We start from the raw sequence: 18789 nt of genomic DNA on the forward strand, positions 1-18789 counted from the left end.
CGAAGCGATTACGCAAAGGCGGAGCCGGGCAAACTTAGCTGCTTGTCCCCCAAGCCGGGCTTGTGAGCGGCCAGAACCGCGTGCGGAAGCACGATCAACTGGGGGGTCTGGGTGTAGAGCAGCGCCGCGCAAATCCGCCGCCCGGGATAGATCTCGGCGAGCGCGTGGGCATAGGCGGACATCTGCCGCAGCGTCGCGGTGGGCACCTGTTCAAGCGATGTGGGCGCGCGGCGGGTGGTCTTGTAATCGACCACCAGCACCTTTTCCTCGCCTACGCACAGCCGGTCGAGCTTCCCGGTGACCACCTGCCCCTCAACCGTCGCGGCGAGCGAGACCTCGGCCAGCGCACCGGGCGCGAACAGCGCGGCGAAATCGGGATGGTCGAGCACGCCAAGCGCCTGCTCCAGCATCGCCGCGCGCGCCCCCTCCGACAGATCGCCGGCCTGCGCGGCGAGCCATGCCGAGCCCCGCGCCTCGCGGTCCTCGGGCGCGATATCGGGCATGCGTTCGAGCAGGCGGTGGATCAGCGTACCGCGCTGCGCCGCCTCGGCCCCGGTCGCCAGCCCCGGTGGGTTCGGCGCGAGGTCGTCCCCGGCGGCAGACGGCGCGAGCGGTCGCGGCGGGCTCGGCTCGGCGCCGGGAGCGCGGGTGGCCCATTCAGGCAGCGCGGGGCGCTGTGCTCGGCTCGCTGCATCGGGAGCGGGCGGCGCAATATCGGCCAGCGTGCCCAGATCGTGCCGTTCGCCCCAGATCGGGTCGGAGACGCCCCCGCCCTCGCCCCCACCTTCGCTGTCGAACAGCGCCGCGGCCTGCGCATACCAGCTCGCCTCGGGCACGTCCTTGTCGCTCGGAAGCAGCGCACCGCCGATATAGAGCGCTTCCTCGGCGCGGGTCATCGCGACGTACATCAGCCGCCAGTGCTCCTCGCGCTCGCGCGCCTTCTTGGCCTCTTCCGCTGCCAGCAGCGGCCCCGCCTTTGCCTCCTTGGGCAGCGAGGGCAGCGGGACGGTGCGCCCGTCATCGGTCGCCAGCTCGCCCGCGCGTGCAGGCCCGCGATCGGGATTGCCGGTCGCATCGGCGAGGATCACGATGGGCGCCTGCAACCCCTTCGAGCCATGCGCGGTGAGCACGCGCACCGCATCGCTGCTGCCTGCCGCTTCGCGCTTCAGTTCCTCGTCCGAGGCATCGAACCAGTTGAGGAAGCCCTGAAGGCTGGGCGTGTGTTCTCCGCAGTAGGCGAAGGCCGCGCCGACCAGTTCGTCGATCGGGTCGTTCGCCTCGCGCCCGAGCCGCGCCACCAGTTTGCGGCGCCCGTCCCACGGACCGGTCAGCAACCAGTGGAGCAGCGATTGCGGATGCTCGTAATCGACCCGCGCCAGCAGCGCGCGCAGGCGGTCGGCGGTCGCCATGCAGAGCGGCGCATCGCTGCGGCGGATATGGTCCCACAGGCCCACGCTCTTGTCGCGCAGGCCATGCTCCAGCAGGTCGTCCTGCGACCAGCCGCCCAGCGGAGAGACCAGCAGGTTGGCGAGCATCAGGTCGTCGCGCGGCTGCGCGGCGAAGCGCAGCGCGGCGAGCAGATCCTTGACCGCCAGCGGCGCGCCCAGCCGCAGCCGGTCGACGCCTGCCACCGGCACGCCCGCCGCGTGGAGCCGCGCAACGATCAGCCCGGCGAGCGCGCGGCGCTTGCGCACCAGAATCATGATGTCGCCCGCGCTGGCCCGTCGCTTGCCGCCCTTGGTCAGCGCGTGGCCGTCTTCGAGCCACGCCTTCACCTGCGCCGCGATCCGGTCCGCCATGCGGCGCTCGGGAGCGGGCAGCCAGGTTTCCGCACCGTCTTCCTCGACCGCTTCGGGATCGTCGCTTTCCTCGGCCCTGATCGGTGCCCACAGCGTCACCCGCCCGGGCCGGTCTTCGCCGGTGTGCTGCACCTCTTCGCGCGGCATCCCCATCGCTTGCGTGCCGACATGCGCCACCGCGCGGTCGACGAAATCGAGGATCACCTGCGATGATCGGAAATTGCGCTCCAGCCCCAGGCGGGCGAGCGGCGCGAGCGGGACCAGCGGGGCCTCGCGGGTTTCATGCGCGAGCGCCTCGGCATTGGCGATCGCGCTGTTGATCCGCGCGTCATATTGCTCGCGCTTGTCCACGAACAGGCGCGGTTCGGTGCCCTGAAAGCCGAAGATCGCCTGCTTGTAGTCGCCGACCACGAAGATCGTCCGCAGCCGCGCACCCGCCGCGCCCAGCCCGTCGAAGAAATCCTGCGTCAGCGCGTCGATGATCGCCCACTGGCTGTCATTGGTATCCTGCGCCTCGTCGACCAGGATGTGGTCGAAACTGCGGTCGAGCTTGTAGCCGATCCACTGCGCCATTTCCGAATTGCCGAGCAGCGTGGCCGCGCGTGCGATCTGGTCGTCGAAATCGACCAGGCCATGCACCCGCTTCGCCTCGTCCCACCGCAAAGCGAAGCGCCGCCCCAGTTCGAGCGCAGGGGTGAGATATTCCGCCAGCGCGAGCAGCGCGAATTTCTCGCGGATCGCATCGAGGCTGGCCTGAACCGCCGCGACATTGCCCTCGTAGGTCGGGTCGCGCTTGACCAGATTGGTAAGGTTCTTGGGCTTGGAGCCGTCGGCGACGAGCAGGCTGCCGTTGAAACAGGCAAGCGTCGCGAGGCGCCGATCGGGATCGGCGGCGAGCCATGCAGAGATCGGCTCCGCCGCGTCGCGCCCGCTCTTGGTGTTCCAGTCCTGCAAGGTCGCAAGGCATGCGCGCAGAGAGCCGCAGTCGAAGCGGTCGTCGGCGCATTCGCGCACCAGATCGGCCTCGGAAAAATCGCTCGGCAGGCCGAGCATCGCGAGCACCTGCGGGCGCATCGGGCTCTGCCAGCCTTGCGGACCTTCCCACAGCTCGCGCGCCTTGGCGCAGGCCATCAGCCACTGCTTGACCCCGTCGGGGCCGAGCCTGCGCGAGAGCATCGCCAGCGCGCTGTTATCGGCCTCGTCCGCGTTGGCGACCAGTTCGGTCAGCACCTCGCGCGCGAGCAGTCCGCGCGTGCGATCGTCCATCGCGACCGTGCCCGGCTCCAGCCCCGCCTCCTCGGGAAACGCGGCGAGTAGGTATTGCGCGAAAGCGTGGATCGTATCGATGCGCAGCCCGCCGCCGGGGCAATCGAGCACCCGGGTGAACAGCGTGCGGGCATGGGCCAGGGTCGCTGGATCGACCTTCGCCCCGATGGCGCGCAGATGCTTGGCCAGCAGGGTTTCTTCCATCCGCACCCAGCGGGCCAACGTCTCGTTCACGCGGGTCGCCATCTCCGCCGCGCCCGCCTTGGTGAAGGTGAGGCACAGGATCGATCCCGGCTCCACGCCGGGCTGCAGCAGGAGGCGCAGCACGCGCGCCGAGAGCACCTGCGTCTTTCCGGTGCCCGCGCTGGCGGAAAGCCATACGGAATGGCCCGGGTCCGCCGCGTGGCCCTGTTCCGGCAAAAGCGTGTGGATTGTGTCGCTCATCGCGTGGCCCCCGGTTCGCTCTCCCTGCCCAGCCATTCCTCCAGCCGCATCAGCTGGTCGTAGGTGGCATACAGCTTGAGGTCGGGATTGGGCCGCGCGGTGAAGGGCGCATCGCCGAGGATCCAGGTGTCGAGCGCTTCGGCAAGGTAGCGCCGGGTTTCGGGCAGGAAATCGTCGGGCTCCATCCCGGTGCGGGCATTGCCGATCTTCAGCGGCGTGGTGACATAGCCAAATCCCGTGTCCGACTTCGCATCGCGCCCGAGGGACCAGTATTCGAACCGCGTCGGCACGCCTTCGATACCGCGATCGGCATAGGCGCCCTCCTCCACCAGCAGGCCCAGCGTGCCGAGCTGCAGCGCGAAGCCTTCCTCGACCATTCTTTTGGATGGCGGGCCACCAGTCTTGTAGTCGACGATCGCGTAGCTGCCGTCCGGCAGCCGGTCGATCCGGTCGGCGGTGCCGGTGATCTCGATGCCAGAGAACAGGTGACGGCCCTTCTGCTCGACCGCGACGATCCGGCGATCGGGATCGGAGCCGACCTCATTCTCGATCCATTCGAGCGCGGCCATCAGGCGCGGCTCCCACAAAGCGCGGGTCAGCGGATGCGCGTCCATCGCGCCCAGATGCTTGGTCGCCAGATCGACCAGCGCCCCGCCCTGCTTGTGCCATTCCTCCAGAATCGCGTGGGCGAGCGTGCCCTGCCACGCGGGGCTGGGCTCCGCGTCGAGCGGGTCGCGCTCCTTCAGCCGCAGGATCGCATTGGCGTAGAACTGGTAGGGATCGGAGCGTAGCCGGTCGAGCGCGGTCGCGCTGATCGTCACCCGGCGCGCCTCGGCCGGCGGGCGCGGCTGGGGCACCGGATAGAGCGGCGCGGGATCGGCATCGCGCAGGGCGTCGACCAGTGCGGGCAGCTCGCTTTCCTCATGACGCTTGGCCAGATCGCCCAGCAAGGCCTTGATCCGCAGGAAGAAACGCGATGGAATCGCAGGGCCGTCGGCATCGCGCGCGGCCCGGGTGAGCAGCACTTGCGGTGCGCCCAGCGCACCCGCCAGATCATGCGCGGCAAGCCCGATGCGGAACTCGCCGCCGGGCACGCCCAGAGCGCGCAGCACCGGCGGCGCGAGCAGCGGATCGGGCGAGGCGCCGCCCGGCCAGGTGCCTTCGTTGAGGCCCGCGCAGATGATCAAGTCCGCCCGCGCCATCCGGCTTTCGAGCAGACCGTAGACCGCCACGCGCGGGTGCCCGCCATAGGCCGGGCGCACCGCGACCCGCTCCATCGCATCGGTCAGCACATCATGCAGGTCGCGCGGGTCGATCATGGTGCCCGCCGCGCTCGCCTGCTCGCGAAGGTCGTCGACGAAGCTGCCCAGCGCGCGGCCATCCTCGCGCGCCCACACCGCCTCGCCGCAGAATGCCTCCAGTACCTCAGCCAGCGAGCCGAGAAGGTCTGCCAGTGGCGCGTCCTCGTCCCGCTCCATCAGCGGGGCGAGCCTGTCCGCAACCGTGCCCCACCATGCATCGACATCGGCCTTCGCAGCGATGGCGCGCAAGGGTGCGAGGCCGGGTGCCGGACGCGGGCCGCGCAGCCAGTCCTCGAACCGGCGCAGCGCATCGAGCCAGTCGGCGCGGGCACGATCGGAATCCTCCGCCCCCGCGACCCTGACGAAGGGATGGCCGAGGAAGGCGATCAGCGGCACCGGCGCGGCGCGGTCCGCGATCACCTGTGCGAGCAGCAGCAGAGCGCGGCCCGCAGCGGTATCGCACAGCGGTGCGCCCGCCGAATCGTCGGCCTGAATATCCCAGCGGCGCAGGTGATGGACGATCCGCCGGGCGAGCGAGCGGTCGGGTGTGACCACCGCCACGCGCTTCTGCGGCTCTTCCAGCTTGCGGCGCACCGCCAGCGCGACCGCCTGCGCCTCCTCCTCCGGATTGCCCGTTTCGAGCAGCTGCACCGCCGCCAGACGGCGCTTTTCGGAAGGCAACTCGACCCAGCTCTTGCTCGCCTGCGGAGGCAGGAACAGCGCGCTGACCGCGTGGGTCCGGTCGGGGTTCGCCGCAGTCAACCCGCGCCGGTGCCATTGTCGCACCTCGCCGCGATTGACGCCCATCCGGCCCAGCAGCAGCTTGAGGTGATATTGCGGATGGGTCGGCGCATCATGGCGCCCCAGCCGCTCGCCATCGGCATCGTCGGACTGCCCCGCGCGGCCAAGCTCGTCCCACGCCGCGTCTGACAGCGAGAGGTCGAGATCAGGCAGGATCACCGCGCCCTGCGGCAGTTCGCTCACCACCCGCAGCAGCCGCGCGAGCGCGGGCGCGGCGCTGGTGACGCCTGCGGCGACGATCGGCGTGACGGGCGGCTCGGCGCGCCAGCTTTTCGCGGCATGGGCGAACAGCTGGTTGCGCCGCGTGGCGGAATCGACGCGGCCCATCGCCTGCAATTCGGCGAGCCAGCGCGCCTGCACCCTGGCAAAACGCCGCAGGCTGTCCTGCCAGTGCCCGGCGACCGAGCCGACCACGTCGAGCACCCGGTCTCCGAGCAGATCTTCGGGAGCGATCTCTTCGACCAGCAGGCGGTCCATCGTTTCGGCGATCATCCGCGCCTGCCTGAACAGCGGCGGGCCTTTGGGGGCATCCTTGCCCATCTCCTCGGCCAGCAGCGCGGCGAGCCTCAGCCAGCGGAAGGTCGGGTCGACGGCTGGCGGAATCTCGTCGGCCCCCAGCGGATCGAGCAGCGGGCCGAGCGCTTCGTCGAGCGACAGGTCGCCGATGGTCACCATCCGCGGCAGCAGCAGGCCCGCACCGCCCTCCTCGCCCATATGGCGCACGAAGGCTTCGCTGACCGTGCGAATCGCGCGCCCGCTCGGCAGCAGCAGGGTCAGCCGCGCAAGGCCCAGGCCGTCTTCGGAATATCGCGGGACCAGTCCCGCCACCAGCGCATCGGCGAACCCGCGATGGGCTGCGATCGAAAAAACTTGCGGTCGCGCAGCGTCAGCCACGCGACAGCGCCTCCTCGGTCGGGCGGATCGCCTGCGGCGTGCCGACCTCGAACCAGTCGCCGGTGAACGGCAGGCCGAACAGTCGCCCTTCCTCGATCGCCCGGTTCCACAAGATGTTGGTCGAGAACTTGCCCTCGGGCGCATCGCGCAGCAGGCGGTGGGAGACCAGCTGAATGCCGGTGTAGATGAAGGGCGCGATACGCCCCGGCTGGCGGCGCGAGACCTTGCCCGCCGCATCAAGATGGAAATCGCCCGGCCCGTCGAAATTGGCCGCGCGCTTGTGCGGCACCACCAGCACCAGCGCGTCCATCCGCTCCGCATCCCACAGCATCGACAGGTCGGCAAAGGCGTTGCGCGGCCCGTCGAGCCAGATGTTGTCCGAGTTGAGGCAGAAGAACGGATCGGGCAGCAGGCCCTGCGCCTTGATCATCCCGCCGCCGGTTTCGAGCAATGCGTCCCGCTCGTCAGAGATGGTGACCTTGGGATTCGCCCGCCCGGTCACATGCGCTTCGAGCGCGTCGGCCAGGTAATGGACGTTGACCACCGCGCGCGCGACGCCCGCATCGGCCAGCCGGTCCAGCGTATGGTCGATCAGCGGCTTGCCCGCGACACGAACCATCGGCTTGGGCATGGTCGCGGTCAGCGGACGCATCCGCTTGCCCAGCCCTGCCGCCATCACCATCGCGGTGTCGGAGGCGAGGCTGCTCATGCCTCCAGCGCTCCGTTGCGCGCGCGCAGGTCCGCGGGAATGTTGGCCGCGAACCACTGCGCCACCGGAGCCAGCGCGGGGTGCGTCAGATCGCGCTCCAGCGCCTCCCACACGCGCGGGATCAGGGCGAGATAGCGCGGCTTGCCGTCACGCTGGTTGAGGCGCGCGAAGATGCCGACGATCTTGGTGTTCCGCTGCGCGCCGAGCCGTGCGTAATCGGCATCGAACTCGTCGCCGCAATCGGCACATTCGCGATAGCGGGCGAGCATCCGCGTCTCCAGTTCGGGCGTCACATCGCGCCGCGCGTCCTGCAACAGGGAGACAAGATCATAGGCCGGGTGGCCGACCAGCGCGTCCTGGAAATCGATCACGCCCTGACTGCCCGCACCGCTATCGGGCGCGAGCAGCATGATGTTCTCCGCGTGATAATCGCGCAGCACGGTCACGCCGGGCTGCTGGTTCGCGGCCAGCGGGGCGAGCACTTCGCGCCAGGCAGCGTCGAACCCGTCGCTATCGACATCCAGCCCCAGCGCCGGGCAATACCACTGCGTGAACAGTTGCGCCTCGCGCAGATAGGTTTCCTCGTCATAGGGCGGGAAAGGCCCGGCGGGCTTACGGTGCAGATCGGCGAGCGTGTCGATCGCGGCGGCATAGGCCTCGTCCTCGGCGGCCGGATTCTCGTCCAGCCAGTCGCGCATCCGCGCATCTCCGAAATCCTCGATCAGCACCCAGCCATTGTCGAGATCCTCGGCATAGATCTGCGGCGCGCGGATCTGCTGGTCGAGCAGCCAGCGCCCGACATGCAGGAACTCGCGCGGCTCCTCGGGCGGGGGCGCGTGCATCAGCATCGCGCTCTTGCCTTCATGGTGGAGCCGGAAATAGCGGCGGAAGCTGGCATCGCCGGTCAGCGGTGCGATCTGCGCCCCGGCCCAGCCTGCCGCGCCGAGGAAGTCGTGAATACCGTCAGGCAATGTCGTCATGGCGCGCGTCCTAGCCAATCTGCCCCGCCTTCGACAATCGCCTTGCGACCGGCTTGCGCATTTGCCCCCGCGAAAGATACGTCGATGGTCAGGCAGGCTGGTTCGTGTGCAAAGCCGCCCGCGCGTTCGGGCCATTCGGTGATCAGCACCGCGCCATCGCGATAATCGTCGAGGCCCAGTTCCTCGACCTCGGCAGGATCTTCGAGGCGGTAGAAATCCGCATGCGCGACCGGCGGCTGGAGCGCCTCGTACATCTCGATCAGAGTGAAGGTCGGCGATGGGACTTCGCCCACGTGCCCCGCTGCGCGGAGGATCGCACGGGCGAGCGTGGTCTTGCCCGCGCCCAGCGGGCCGGACAGCGCAATCACGTCGCCGGGGCGCATGGCAGCGGCGATCCGCGCGCCCAGCGCCTCCATCGACGCGAGATCGGGCAGGTCGATCGCTGTCCGCGTCATGCCAGCGGCAACCACAGGCTGACACTGGTGCCGATGCGCTTTTCGGAATGGATATCGAAGCGCCCGCCATGCGCCTCGATCAGCTGCCTGGCGAGCGGCAGGCCCAGCCCCTGCCGACGGGTCGCCTCCGCCCCGCCCTCACTCGCCGAGCGCATCCCGTCGAGCGCCAGCGCCAGCTCGTTCTCGTCCATCCCCCGGCCATTATCCGAAATCACGATCCGCACCCCGCCATCCTGCTTCGCCAGATCGACCAGAATGCGGCCCTTTTCGCCGGAGGCTTCGATCGCATTGTCGAGCAATTGCCCGATCGCACGGCCCAGCTGGCGCGGATCGGCCTGCAATTTGAGCGCCTGGCTACCGCGCAGGTCGAGCGTGATCGACTTCGCCTCGATCACATCCTCGCGTGCCCGGGCCACGCCGGTGACGAAGGCCAGCAGCGACAATTCGCGCCGCGCGATGGGCAGCAGCCCCGCCTCGCTCTGCGACAGGTCGAGCACGTTTTCGACTTGGTCGGTCAGCCGTGCGACCGATTCGATGATCGCGGCGACATATTCCTTCGCGCCATCGCTCAGCGGCCCGGCAACCTCGGCCTGCAGCAGCTCGGCAAAGCCGCCGATCGAGGTCAGCGGCGTGCGGAATTCGTAGGACATGTTGGCGAGGAAGCGGGTCTTCACCTTGTCCGCCTGCTCCAGAGCTTCGGCGCGGTCGCGCAGCGCGGTTTCGGCCTGTTCATTGGCGGTCACGTCCAGCGTGGTCAGCAGGCCGTTGCCATCGGGCAGTGGAATGCCGGCAAATTCGATCGTCCGCCCGTCGGCCAGCTGGAGCCGCCCAGCCCGCTCCTTGCGGTCGAGCGTGGCGGAGCGGATCACCTCACCCACGCCCTTGGCCTGCTTGGGCCGGGCGAGATTGGGCTGGATCAGGCCGAGCAGCGCATCGACCGAGGGGTGTTCGTCCAGCGCATCGGGTTCCAGCCCCCAGGTCTCAGGGAAACTGTGGTTCCACAATTGCAGCCGACCGTCGGGCGCGAACACCGCCAGCGCTTCGAACAGGCTGTCGAGCATGGCGGTGCGCGTGCGCAGCAGCGTGTCGCGATTGGCCGCGAGGCTCAGCTGTTCGGTCCGGTCTTCGAGGATCAGCGCGAGCCCGCCATCTGGCATCGGCTGGCCGACCACCTGCAGGTGCGTACCGTCGGACAGCGGCCAGTCTTCCTCCTGCGTATCGCCCGCCTCGAACCAGGCCATGCGGTCCTTTCGCCAGCTGGGAAAGTCGCGCACCTCGGGCAGGCGGCCTTCGTCGCGCGCATCGCTGAGCAGGCGTTCGAACGGCGTGCCCAGCCCGCTGGCACCCGGGCGCACGCCCAGCAGGCGGCGGAACGGCTGGTTGGCGAAGGTGAGCCGCCGCTGGTCGTCGAACTGCGCCACCCCGACCGAGAGACGATCGAGCATGGACCGCTGCGCCTCGCGATAGGCGCGGTGTTCGCGGGCCAGATCTTCCTGTTCCTGAATATCGACCGCGTAGCCCGCGACACCTTCCTCGGCCAGCGGCAGGTCGGACACGCGAAAGCGCCGCCGCATCCCGTCGACATTGGTGACCGAAACAACCCGTTCGACCGGCGCGCCGCTTTCCGCCGCCTGCCGCGCGATCTCGGCCGGCGGCTCCCCGTCGACCGCCTCGACCAGCTCGATCTGCTGGTCGATCACGCTTTGCGCGTCATCGGCACCCACGGCTGCGACATAGGCCTTGTTGACCAGTTGCAGCTCCATATCGGCGTTACGGAACCACATCGGCGTGGGTGCGGCCTCGATCAGGCCGACCAGCGCGGCGAAATCGGATCGGGCGCGCGCTGCCTCCTTGCGCATCCGGCCCAGTTCGAGCTCGCTCTCGCTGAAATCGAACACCCAGATCAGCGCTGCGCCCGCGGGCGAGACCTGCGGATCGGCGAGGCTGCCGCGCAGGGCGAGGCTGCGCGAGGAGCCGGGCAGCGTCACCGCCATGCGGAACGGCGCGGCGGATTTCTGCGCGAGGCGGACCTTCTGGGTCAGTTCGTCGAGCTGTTCGCGGCTGAGCCCGCGATCGGGATATTTGGCCAGCTCGCTGATGAACTGCGGCAGCTGATCAAAGCCGAGCCAGTGGGCAAGCCTGTCGCTGCCTTCCAGCCGTCCGTCGCTGCGCACCACCAGCGCGGCGGCGGGTGCCTCGTCCAGCAGGCGCGCCATCCGCTTGGCATTGCGGCGCGCGGCCTCGGCCCCGCGCGAACGCGAGGCGGCGGCGATCATCAGCCACGCCGCAGCAGCGGTCCACGCCGCGAGCAGCAGGCCGAGCAGTGCCAGCGCGGTTGAGCCTAAGTCCATGAGAATCAGCTAGGCCCGGCAATGGTCGCTTGGCAACCACGCCGGGCCTGCAAGACGGGCGAGTTTCCCCGCCCGTGAGATGATCGCTGGCTTAGTAGCGATAATGCTCGGGCTTGAACGGGCCTTCCTGGGACACGCCGATGTAGTCGGCCTGTTCCTTGCTCAGCTCGGTCAGCTGGACATTGAGCTTGGCGAGGTGGAGCGCGGCAACCTCTTCGTCGAGGTGCTTGGGCAGAACGTGGACCGCGTTCTCGTATTCGCCCGCCTTGGTGAACAGTTCGATCTGCGCGAGCACCTGGTTGGTGAAGCTGGCGCTCATCACGAAGCTGGGGTGGCCGGTCGCGTTGCCGAGGTTGAGCAGGCGGCCCTTGGACAGCAGCAGGATGCGCTTGCCATCGGGGAATTCGACCATGTCGACCTGCGGCTTGATCTCGGTCCACTTCATGTTGCCGAGCCCTTCGACCTGGATCTCGTTATCGAAGTGGCCGATGTTCCCGACGATCGCCATGTCCTTCATGGCGCGCATGTGATCGACGGTGATCACGTCCTTGTTGCCGGTCGTGGTGACGAAGATGTCGGCGCGCTTGGTCGCCTCTTCCATGGTCACGACTTCGTAGCCGTCCATCGCGGCCTGCAGGGCGCAGATCGGGTCGATTTCAGTGACCATGACGCGCGCTCCGGCACCGGCCAGCGAGGCTGCCGAGCCCTTGCCAACGTCGCCGTAGCCCGCGACGCAGGCGACCTTGCCGGCCATCATCACGTCGGTGCCGCGACGAATCCCGTCGACCAGCGATTCCTTACAGCCGTACTTGTTGTCGAACTTCGACTTGGTGACGGAGTCGTTCACGTTGATCGCCGGGAACGGCAGCTTGCCCGCCTTCGACAGCTGGTAGAGGCGGTTGACGCCCGTGGTGGTCTCTTCCGACACGCCGCGCACGGTTTCGACCGTCTTGGTCAGGTAGCCGGGCTTGCGTTCGATAAAGGCCTTGAGGGCGCGCTGCATTTCACGCTCTTCCTCGTTGGTCGGTGCGGGCATTTCTTCGCCCGCTTCGATCCGGGCACCCCACAGCGCGAACATGGTCGCATCGCCGCCATCGTCGAGGATCATGTTGCAGGGCTCATCGCCCCAGTCGAAGATGTGCGCGACGTAGTCCCAGTATTCGGCCAGCGTTTCGCCCTTCACGGCGAACACCGGAATGCCCTGATCGGCAATCGCTGCGGCGGCGTGGTCCTGCGTCGAATAGATGTTGCAGGTGGTCCAGCGCACGTCCGCGCCCAGCGCGACGAGCGTTTCGATCAGCACCGCGGTCTGGATCGTCATGTGCAGCGAACCGGCGATCTTCGCGCCCTTGAGCGGCTTGCTGTCGCCATACTGTTCGCGCAGCGCCATCAGGCCGGGCATTTCGGTTTCGGCGATCGCGATTTCCTTGCGACCGTAGTCTGCCAGGCCGATGTCTGCGATAATATTTGCGGGGGTAGCCATGCTAGCTCCTTTGGGTTTGGTGGGCATACGCCCTTTAAGGCGCAGGGAACCCGGGGAATGTTCCGTTGCGGGCGTTGAGGTGCCGCGCAGATTGATACGGCCCATATAAAGACTTCTTTATATCTGCAAGCGATGTGCGCCGGTGAATGCGCCCGAAAATTCTTTGCGTGCGACGAAAAGCGCCCAAACGGGAAAGAATGCGGTGCCGAGCCGTATGTTCTGTTGAACGCGGTTGCGCGCGCGCCGATCCCTTCAGGATTGCCCGAAGCCTAAGACCGCGCCACACAGCGCTCCACGACTCAAACCGCGAAGGATAGACATGATGAAGATTTCCGAAGGCGACACGATCCCGCAGGTCACCCTTGCCAAGGCGACCGAAAACGGCCCCGAACAGGTCGACAGCCGCGAATACTTCGCCGGCCGCAAGGTTGCGCTGTTCGCGGTGCCCGGTGCCTTCACTCCGACCTGCTCCGCCAAGCACCTGCCCGGCTTCGCCGAAAAGGCAGACGAGCTGAAGGCCAAGGGGATCGACGAGATCGCCTGTATCTCGGTCAACGACGCCTTCGTGATGGGCGCGTGGCAGAAGGCCGACGGCAGCAAGGATGTGACCATGCTGGCAGACGGGAATGGCGATTTCGCCGAAGCGGTCGGCCTGACGATGGACGGGTCGAGCTTCGGCATGGGCCAGCGCAGCCAGCGCTATTCGATGCTGGTGGACGACGGCCAGGTGCGCAAGCTCAACGTCGAAAAGCCGGGCGACTTCAGCGTCTCCAGCGCAGAATACATGCTCGGCCAGCTCTAAGCTTCAAGTCAGGATAAACAGAAAGGGGGCGCGCCTTCGCATTGAAGGCGCGCCCCCTTTTTTGTGTCACCCGGCGGGTCGGATCAGAACTTGAAGCCGACCGTCGCGAACACCTCGCGCGGGTTGCCGTAGAACGCGGTCAGGGTGCCTTCCGGCCCAAGCGTGGGGATCGGGAAACCGTTCGCGCCATTGATGATCTCGCCGGTCGTCGGATTGGTCGCGACGAAGGTGTAGCCGCTGGTCTTGTACCGCTTGTCCAGCAGGTTCTTGCCGTGGACCCCGATGGTGATCCGGTCGCCCGGCAGGGTGTAGACGATATCCGCGCTCAGCAGCGCATAGCCATCCTGGTCGAGATAGGGATTGGGAATCTCGAACTGGTAGGTCTTGCTGCGATAGCTGACGGTTGCTCCGGCATAAAGGTCGCCCGTTCCGATCGATCCGTTGTAGGCCAGCGTCGCGCTGCCGGTCCATTTGGGCGTGTTCTGCACCTCGCGGAAATCGGCCACGTCGGTGGGCGTGTTGTTGATGTTGGTGATGTACTCGTCGTACTGCGCGTCGATATAACCGAGCGAGCCTGACAGGACGAAGCCTGCGCCCAACCGCGCCGATCCTTCGAACTCCAGCCCCTTGAAGGTCGCCTTGCCGGCATTGGACACGATCCCGCAGAAGTTCGGCAAGCCGTTCACCTCGCACGCGACCGATCCCGGGATCTGCACGTCCTTGTAGTCGGCGTAGAACCCGGCGATCGCGACATTGATCCGGCCGCCCATCAGGCTGCCCTTGTAGCCGACTTCGTAGCTATCGACCTCTTCCGGGGCGAAGCTGAGAAAGGCGGCGATCTCGTCGTCGGAGCGCACGCTGTCATTGTTCAGGTCAGGCGCGTTGGAGCCGACGCCGCGCGGATCGAACCCGCCGCCCTTGAAGCCCTTCGAATAGCTCGCGTAGATATTGTGATCCGGCGTCGGCTTGAAGCTGATCGAGGCGCGCGGAGTGAACTTCTTGAAGTCCCGCTCGCCGTCGAAATCGGTGCCGGGCGCGCCGAAGGGAACGCCTGCACCGCCGAACACGGGCGACCCGCCGCCAAGGTAGTTCTGGCGCAGGATCGACGCCTGCCGGTTGTCCCAGGTGTAACGCCCGCCGACCGACAGCGAGAGCTGTTCCGTCAAATCGTAGGAGAAGTCGCCGAAGATCGCGAAAGTCTCGGTATCGACATCGGCCTGGGTAAAGGCCGTCAGTCCAGCGAAGGTAGTGAAGATGCGCGTATCGAACAACGTGTCGGCGCTCGCATCGAGGTAATAGGCACCGATCAGGCCGGTCAGCGGGCCGCCATTATCGTACAGGACCTGCAGTTCCTGGCTGAGCTGCTCGTTCTGGTAGAGACCGGGAACGTCCAGATCGACCGCGGGCAGCGCGTCGAAATCGATCGGCGTGCTGCTGTCGTCCTTGCGCCATGCGGAGATGGAGCGCAGCGTCAGCCCTGCCCCCATGTCGATTTCCGCCAGCATCGACAGGCCGTAGGATTCGACCTGCTGCTCCGGGTCGTTGAGCCCGCCGCGCGTGTCGAACACGTTGTCGAGGATCGGCGCGCCGCTGTTCAGACCCGGGATCAGGCGGTGGCCGCCGCGCGGATTGCTCTTGTCCTTGGTGTAGTCGCCCTGGATGCGCAGGAACACAGGTTCGCCGTAGCCGCCCATTTCGAAGCTGGCGCGGCCGGCCCAGATGTCCTTGTTGTAGTTCTCCGTCCCCAGCGTCAGGTTGTCGCCGAAGCCTCCGCGTGAAAGCCGCGCGACCGAACCGCCGACGCGGATCAGATCGTTGAGCGGAGCAGACGCGGTGACCACGCCTTCCGCCAGGTTATAGGTGCCGTAGCTGGCCTTGGCCTTCAGCGCGAAGTCTTGCGGCAGGCGACGGCTGACATACTTGACCGCGCCGCCGATCGTGTTGCGCCCGTAAAGCGTGCCCTGGGGCCCGCGCAGCACCTCGATCCGCTCGACATCGTAGATTTCCAGCACCGCGGCCTGCGGGCGGTTGAGGTAAACGTCGTCGAGATAGACGCCGACGCCCTGCTCGAAACCTGAGACCGGATCCTGCTGGCCAACGCCGCGGATGAAAGCCGTCAGCGTCGAATTGGTCGCGCGGCTCGCCTCCAGGGTCACGTTGGGCGCGTAGTTGGCGATGTCTGTAATATCGACCGCGCCGCGCTCCTCCAGCTGTTGGCCGCTGAACGAGGTGACAGAGATCGGCACATCGATCAGCCGCTCTTCGCGGCGGCGGGCGGTGACGGTGATGACGTTGAGATCGGGATCGGCGGGTGCCTCCTCCGAATACGGCATCGCGTCCTCGGCGGACGCATCCTGCGCGATGGCAGGCGCCGCAATGAAGGCTGCAAAACCCGTCCCAGCCAGCAGGCCGGCACGCAAGGCATGACTCTTGGCGCTACGCATCCTCAAATTCCCTCTCCATTTCGTTTCTTATTCCGAAGACATATTGAAACCTGAACCATGTTTCAAGTTATGTCTTGTGAGCGCGGTGGAGTTTCCATAGGCTGTGGCCATCATGGCACGTACCGATCCGGATATTTCCCCCGCCCCGCCCGCGACCGAGCGGGGGCGACGCACGCGGCGCAAGCTGCTGGATGCGGCGACCATCGAGTTTGGGGAGCGGGGCTTTCACGAAGCGTCGATCGCCTCGATCACCCGCCGCGCGGGTGTCGCACTGGGCAGTTTTTACACCTATTTCGGCAGCAAGGAGGCGATCTTCCGCGATCTGGTCCGCGACCTGAGCGAAGGCGTGCGGCAGGCCGCCGCGCAGAGCCTGGCCGAGCGGGAGCTGGATGCGCTAGAGACGGAGCGCGCCGCGCTGGGCGCGTTCCTCGCCTTCGCGCGCGAGCACAAGGAAATCTACCGGATCATCGACGAATCGGAATTCGTCGATCCGGAAAGCTACCGCCTGCACTATGAAAAGACCGCAGAGCGCATTCTGGGCCGTCTGCGCGCGGGCGCGGCGGCGGGTCAGCTACGCGGCGATCTGGACGAAGCCCACGCGTGGGCAATCATGGGGATGAACGTCTTCCTCGGCCTGCGTTACGCAGTGTGGAGCAATGGGGACGGGGATGATTCCGAACGCGCAGCACAGGCCGCCGCCACGATCCTGAGCGAAGGCATCGGCCCCCGCGAAGCGTAATCGGTGGCCCCGCGCCGCTCAGTGCCCCATCAGCTTGAGCACTTCCTCGCGGCTGCGCGGATCGTCGCGGAACACGCCCATCATCCGGCTGGTCACCATCGTCACCCCCGGGGTGCGCACGCCGCGCGCGGTCATGCAGGCATGGCTCGCCTCGATCACCACCGCCACGCCCTCGGGCTTGAGATTGTCCCAGATGCACTCGGCGACCTCCGCGGTCAGCCGTTCCTGCACCTGCAGCCGCCGGGCGAAGCCGTGCAGCACGCGCGCGAGCTTGGAGATGCCGACAACGAAATCGGTCGGCAGATAGGCGATGTGCGCCACGCCGATGATCGGCGCCATGTGGTGTTCGCAATGCGACTGGAACGGGATGTCCTTGAGCAGCACGATGTCGTTGTAGCCGCCGACCTCTTCGAACACGCGCGACAGGTGCACCGCGGGGTCTTCGGTATAGCCGACGCAATATTCCTTCCACGCGCGTGCCACGCGCTTGGGCGTATCCAGCAGCCCTTCGCGCGAGGGATCGTCGCCCGCCCATTCGATCAGCGTGCGGATTGCCGCCTGCACGTCTTCGGGCACTGCGGGCTTGCCGTCTTCCCGGTCCTCGTCGGGCCCCACCAGACTGCTCATCTCTTCAACCGTCCCTTCACCTTGCGCTTCACCCTGTCGCGCAACCGCGCGAGCAGGCCGCCTTTGCGGAAAAGTCCGCCGCGCGCAAATGGTCGGAGCAGATCGTCGGGACGTTCCGGGTCGAGCATCGCCGATTCGGCGAGGTAGCGCGTCACCCCGTTCTTCTCCGGCGGGCGATAGGGTACCAGCCGGCGCGATCCCTCAAGCCCCAGCTCGCCAATCGCGCCCTGCATCGTGCCATGCCGCTCAAGCGCCTGCGCCATCGCATCCTCGGCCACGCCGCAATGTTCGGCCAGCAGCGAGACGCGGATCGATCGAATCTCCTCCTCCAGCCCGCGCCCGGTATTGTGCGGACGGTTGGCATCGAGGATCACGTCGCATTCGCTGTCCAGCGCCATCGACCGATTGTTGAGGTTGGCCGATCCGATCCGCACCACCTCGTCGTCGACGATCATCAGCTTGGCGTGAACGTAGATCGGGGTCTCGCCGGTATAGGGCACGTAGATTTCGAAAAACTCGTCGCCATCCGCCGCCTCGACCGCTTCGGCGACCAGATCGCGCGCATGATCCATCGCCTGCTGCTCGACCCAGCCATCGGCGTGTTTGGGATGGATGATGACGATTTCGGGCGGGTTCTCGCCCGACAGCCGCAGAGCGATCGCCTCGGCAATCTTGCGCGAGGTGAAATACTGGTTCTCGATATAGATGAACCGCTTGGCCCGCGCGATGTGGGCGAGGAACAGCGTTTCGATCTCGTTGACTTCGGTCACGTCGCCGCATTCGGCACGCGTGCGCGCGAGGCCGACCTCGACATCCTCGAACCCGGCCTCGAGCGGCTTGGGCCAGGGGGAGCGGATATTATCGGCCGGGCGTGCCAACGGATCGCCGCCCGCGACCTGCCAGCGGGTGTTGCACAGGTCGTGCAGCGCGCCGGCGACCGGGCCTTCCATCATCAGCGTGATGTCGTGCCACGGGCCATGGGTGCTGCCCGGCCAGTTGGTCCGCCGGGGGTCGTCTTCCAGATGCTCGCGCGTGTCCCACCGGTCGTAGGTCAGGTCGATCCCGCCGCACACCGCCAGCTTGCGATCGAACACCGCGATTTTCTGGTGATGGCTGCACCCGGTCGGATGATGGCTGTCGAAGCGGAAGCTGATCCCGTCGACCATCCACATCCGCGCAATGTCGTAGGCCATGCGCCCGCGTTTGAGGAACTGGACCCACGACAGCCCCCACTTGAGGATGCGGATGTCGAGGTCCGTGTGCTCCTTGACCAGCCACGGGAGATAATCGCCCAGCCGCGCGGGACGATCGGCATCGCCATTGTCCCATTCCTCACCACGCCTCAGCGAGATGCGGGTGTCGAAATCCCATCCGATCAGAACGATCTGATCGCGCGCGTTGTACATCGCGGTGTGGACCAGCGCGAAGTAATCCTCGCCATCGATGACCACCGCCAGACGATCGGCGATCGCATAGCGCCAGATGCCGGGTTCTGCGGACGCGTCGGGGCCGGTGCCACCGGCGATGGCACTGTTCGACCCGTCGCTGTCCCCCTCGCGACCCACTATTCCGTCGCGTCTTCGCGGGTTTCGAGGGGGAGCTCTCCATGGTTATGCCGGGTGGCATCGCCCCGCCTCGGACGTTCGAAAATCGCTTCTGCACTGCTCACAAGGGGGCTCCGGAATGTGGTGTCC

General features: G+C 67.1%; 12 protein-coding genes. 2 read left to right on the plus strand and 10 right to left on the minus strand.

Translation table 11 applies throughout. From position 1 onward, the window contains the following. Window positions 1-8: 8 nt before the first annotated feature. The 7 genes from addA to ahcY form a co-directional block, all read right to left on the minus strand. On the minus strand, window positions 9-3509 hold the full coding sequence (addA, locus tag K7H93_RS15615; RefSeq protein WP_230784388.1) for a double-strand break repair helicase AddA: 3501 nt from the start codon (window positions 3507-3509) through the stop codon (window positions 9-11). After that, window positions 3506-6505 carry a double-strand break repair protein AddB gene (gene addB, locus K7H93_RS15620; RefSeq protein ID WP_230784389.1) on the minus strand — a complete coding sequence of 1000 codons (3000 nt, stop codon included), beginning with the start codon at window positions 6503-6505 and terminating at the stop codon, window positions 3506-3508. The genes addA and addB overlap by 4 nt, the downstream gene beginning before the upstream one ends. Beyond that, entirely contained in the window at window positions 6498-7214 is a 717-nt protein-coding gene (locus K7H93_RS15625; protein WP_230784390.1) for a nucleotidyltransferase family protein, read from the minus strand. Before K7H93_RS15625 ends, addB begins: the two co-directional genes overlap by 8 nt. Continuing rightward, window positions 7211-8194 carry an aminoglycoside phosphotransferase family protein gene (locus tag K7H93_RS15630; RefSeq protein ID WP_230784391.1) on the minus strand — a complete coding sequence of 328 codons (984 nt, stop codon included), beginning with the start codon at window positions 8192-8194 and terminating at the stop codon, window positions 7211-7213. Before K7H93_RS15630 ends, K7H93_RS15625 begins: the two co-directional genes overlap by 4 nt. After that, complete coding sequence (tsaE, locus tag K7H93_RS15635) at window positions 8191-8649, minus strand: tRNA (adenosine(37)-N6)-threonylcarbamoyltransferase complex ATPase subunit type 1 TsaE (protein WP_230784392.1); 459 nt, start codon at window positions 8647-8649, stop codon at window positions 8191-8193. Before tsaE ends, K7H93_RS15630 begins: the two co-directional genes overlap by 4 nt. After that, window positions 8646-11000, minus strand: a complete 2355-nt coding sequence (locus K7H93_RS15640) for a PAS domain-containing sensor histidine kinase (protein WP_230784393.1) — start codon at window positions 10998-11000, stop codon at window positions 8646-8648. Before K7H93_RS15640 ends, tsaE begins: the two co-directional genes overlap by 4 nt. A 91-nt stretch (window positions 11001-11091) precedes the next feature. Further along, complete coding sequence (gene ahcY / locus K7H93_RS15645) at window positions 11092-12483, minus strand: adenosylhomocysteinase (RefSeq protein WP_230784394.1); 1392 nt, start codon at window positions 12481-12483, stop codon at window positions 11092-11094. Window positions 12484-12805: 322 nt separating this feature from the next. Between ahcY and K7H93_RS15650 the strand changes: the two genes are divergently transcribed. Then, window positions 12806-13285, plus strand: coding sequence for a peroxiredoxin (locus tag K7H93_RS15650; RefSeq protein WP_230784425.1), 480 nt, complete (start codon window positions 12806-12808; stop codon window positions 13283-13285). Window positions 13286-13368: 83 nt separating this feature from the next. Here K7H93_RS15650 and K7H93_RS15655 read toward each other — a convergent pair whose 3' ends face one another. After that, entirely contained in the window at window positions 13369-15729 is a 2361-nt protein-coding gene (locus K7H93_RS15655) for a TonB-dependent receptor (protein WP_230784395.1), read from the minus strand. Between the two features lie 112 nt (window positions 15730-15841). Here K7H93_RS15655 and K7H93_RS15660 point away from each other — a divergent pair, with 112 nt between their 5' ends. After that, window positions 15842-16468: a TetR/AcrR family transcriptional regulator gene (locus K7H93_RS15660; protein WP_230784396.1), complete on the plus strand. Its 627-nt coding sequence runs from the start codon at window positions 15842-15844 to the stop codon at window positions 16466-16468. Window positions 16469-16486: 18 nt separating this feature from the next. Here K7H93_RS15660 and folE read toward each other — a convergent pair whose 3' ends face one another. Together folE and K7H93_RS15670 are read right to left on the minus strand one after the other, a co-directional pair. Then, window positions 16487-17095 carry a GTP cyclohydrolase I FolE gene (gene folE / locus K7H93_RS15665; RefSeq protein WP_230784397.1) on the minus strand — a complete coding sequence of 203 codons (609 nt, stop codon included), beginning with the start codon at window positions 17093-17095 and terminating at the stop codon, window positions 16487-16489. Then, entirely contained in the window at window positions 17092-18660 is a 1569-nt protein-coding gene (locus K7H93_RS15670) for a phospholipase D-like domain-containing protein (protein ID WP_230784398.1), read from the minus strand. The genes folE and K7H93_RS15670 overlap by 4 nt, the downstream gene beginning before the upstream one ends. Window positions 18661-18789: the final 129 nt, after the last annotated feature.

Source organism: Citromicrobium bathyomarinum (genome assembly GCF_021021475.1).
GTDB classification, from domain to species: Bacteria; Pseudomonadota; Alphaproteobacteria; order Sphingomonadales; family Sphingomonadaceae; genus Alteriqipengyuania; species Alteriqipengyuania bathyomarina.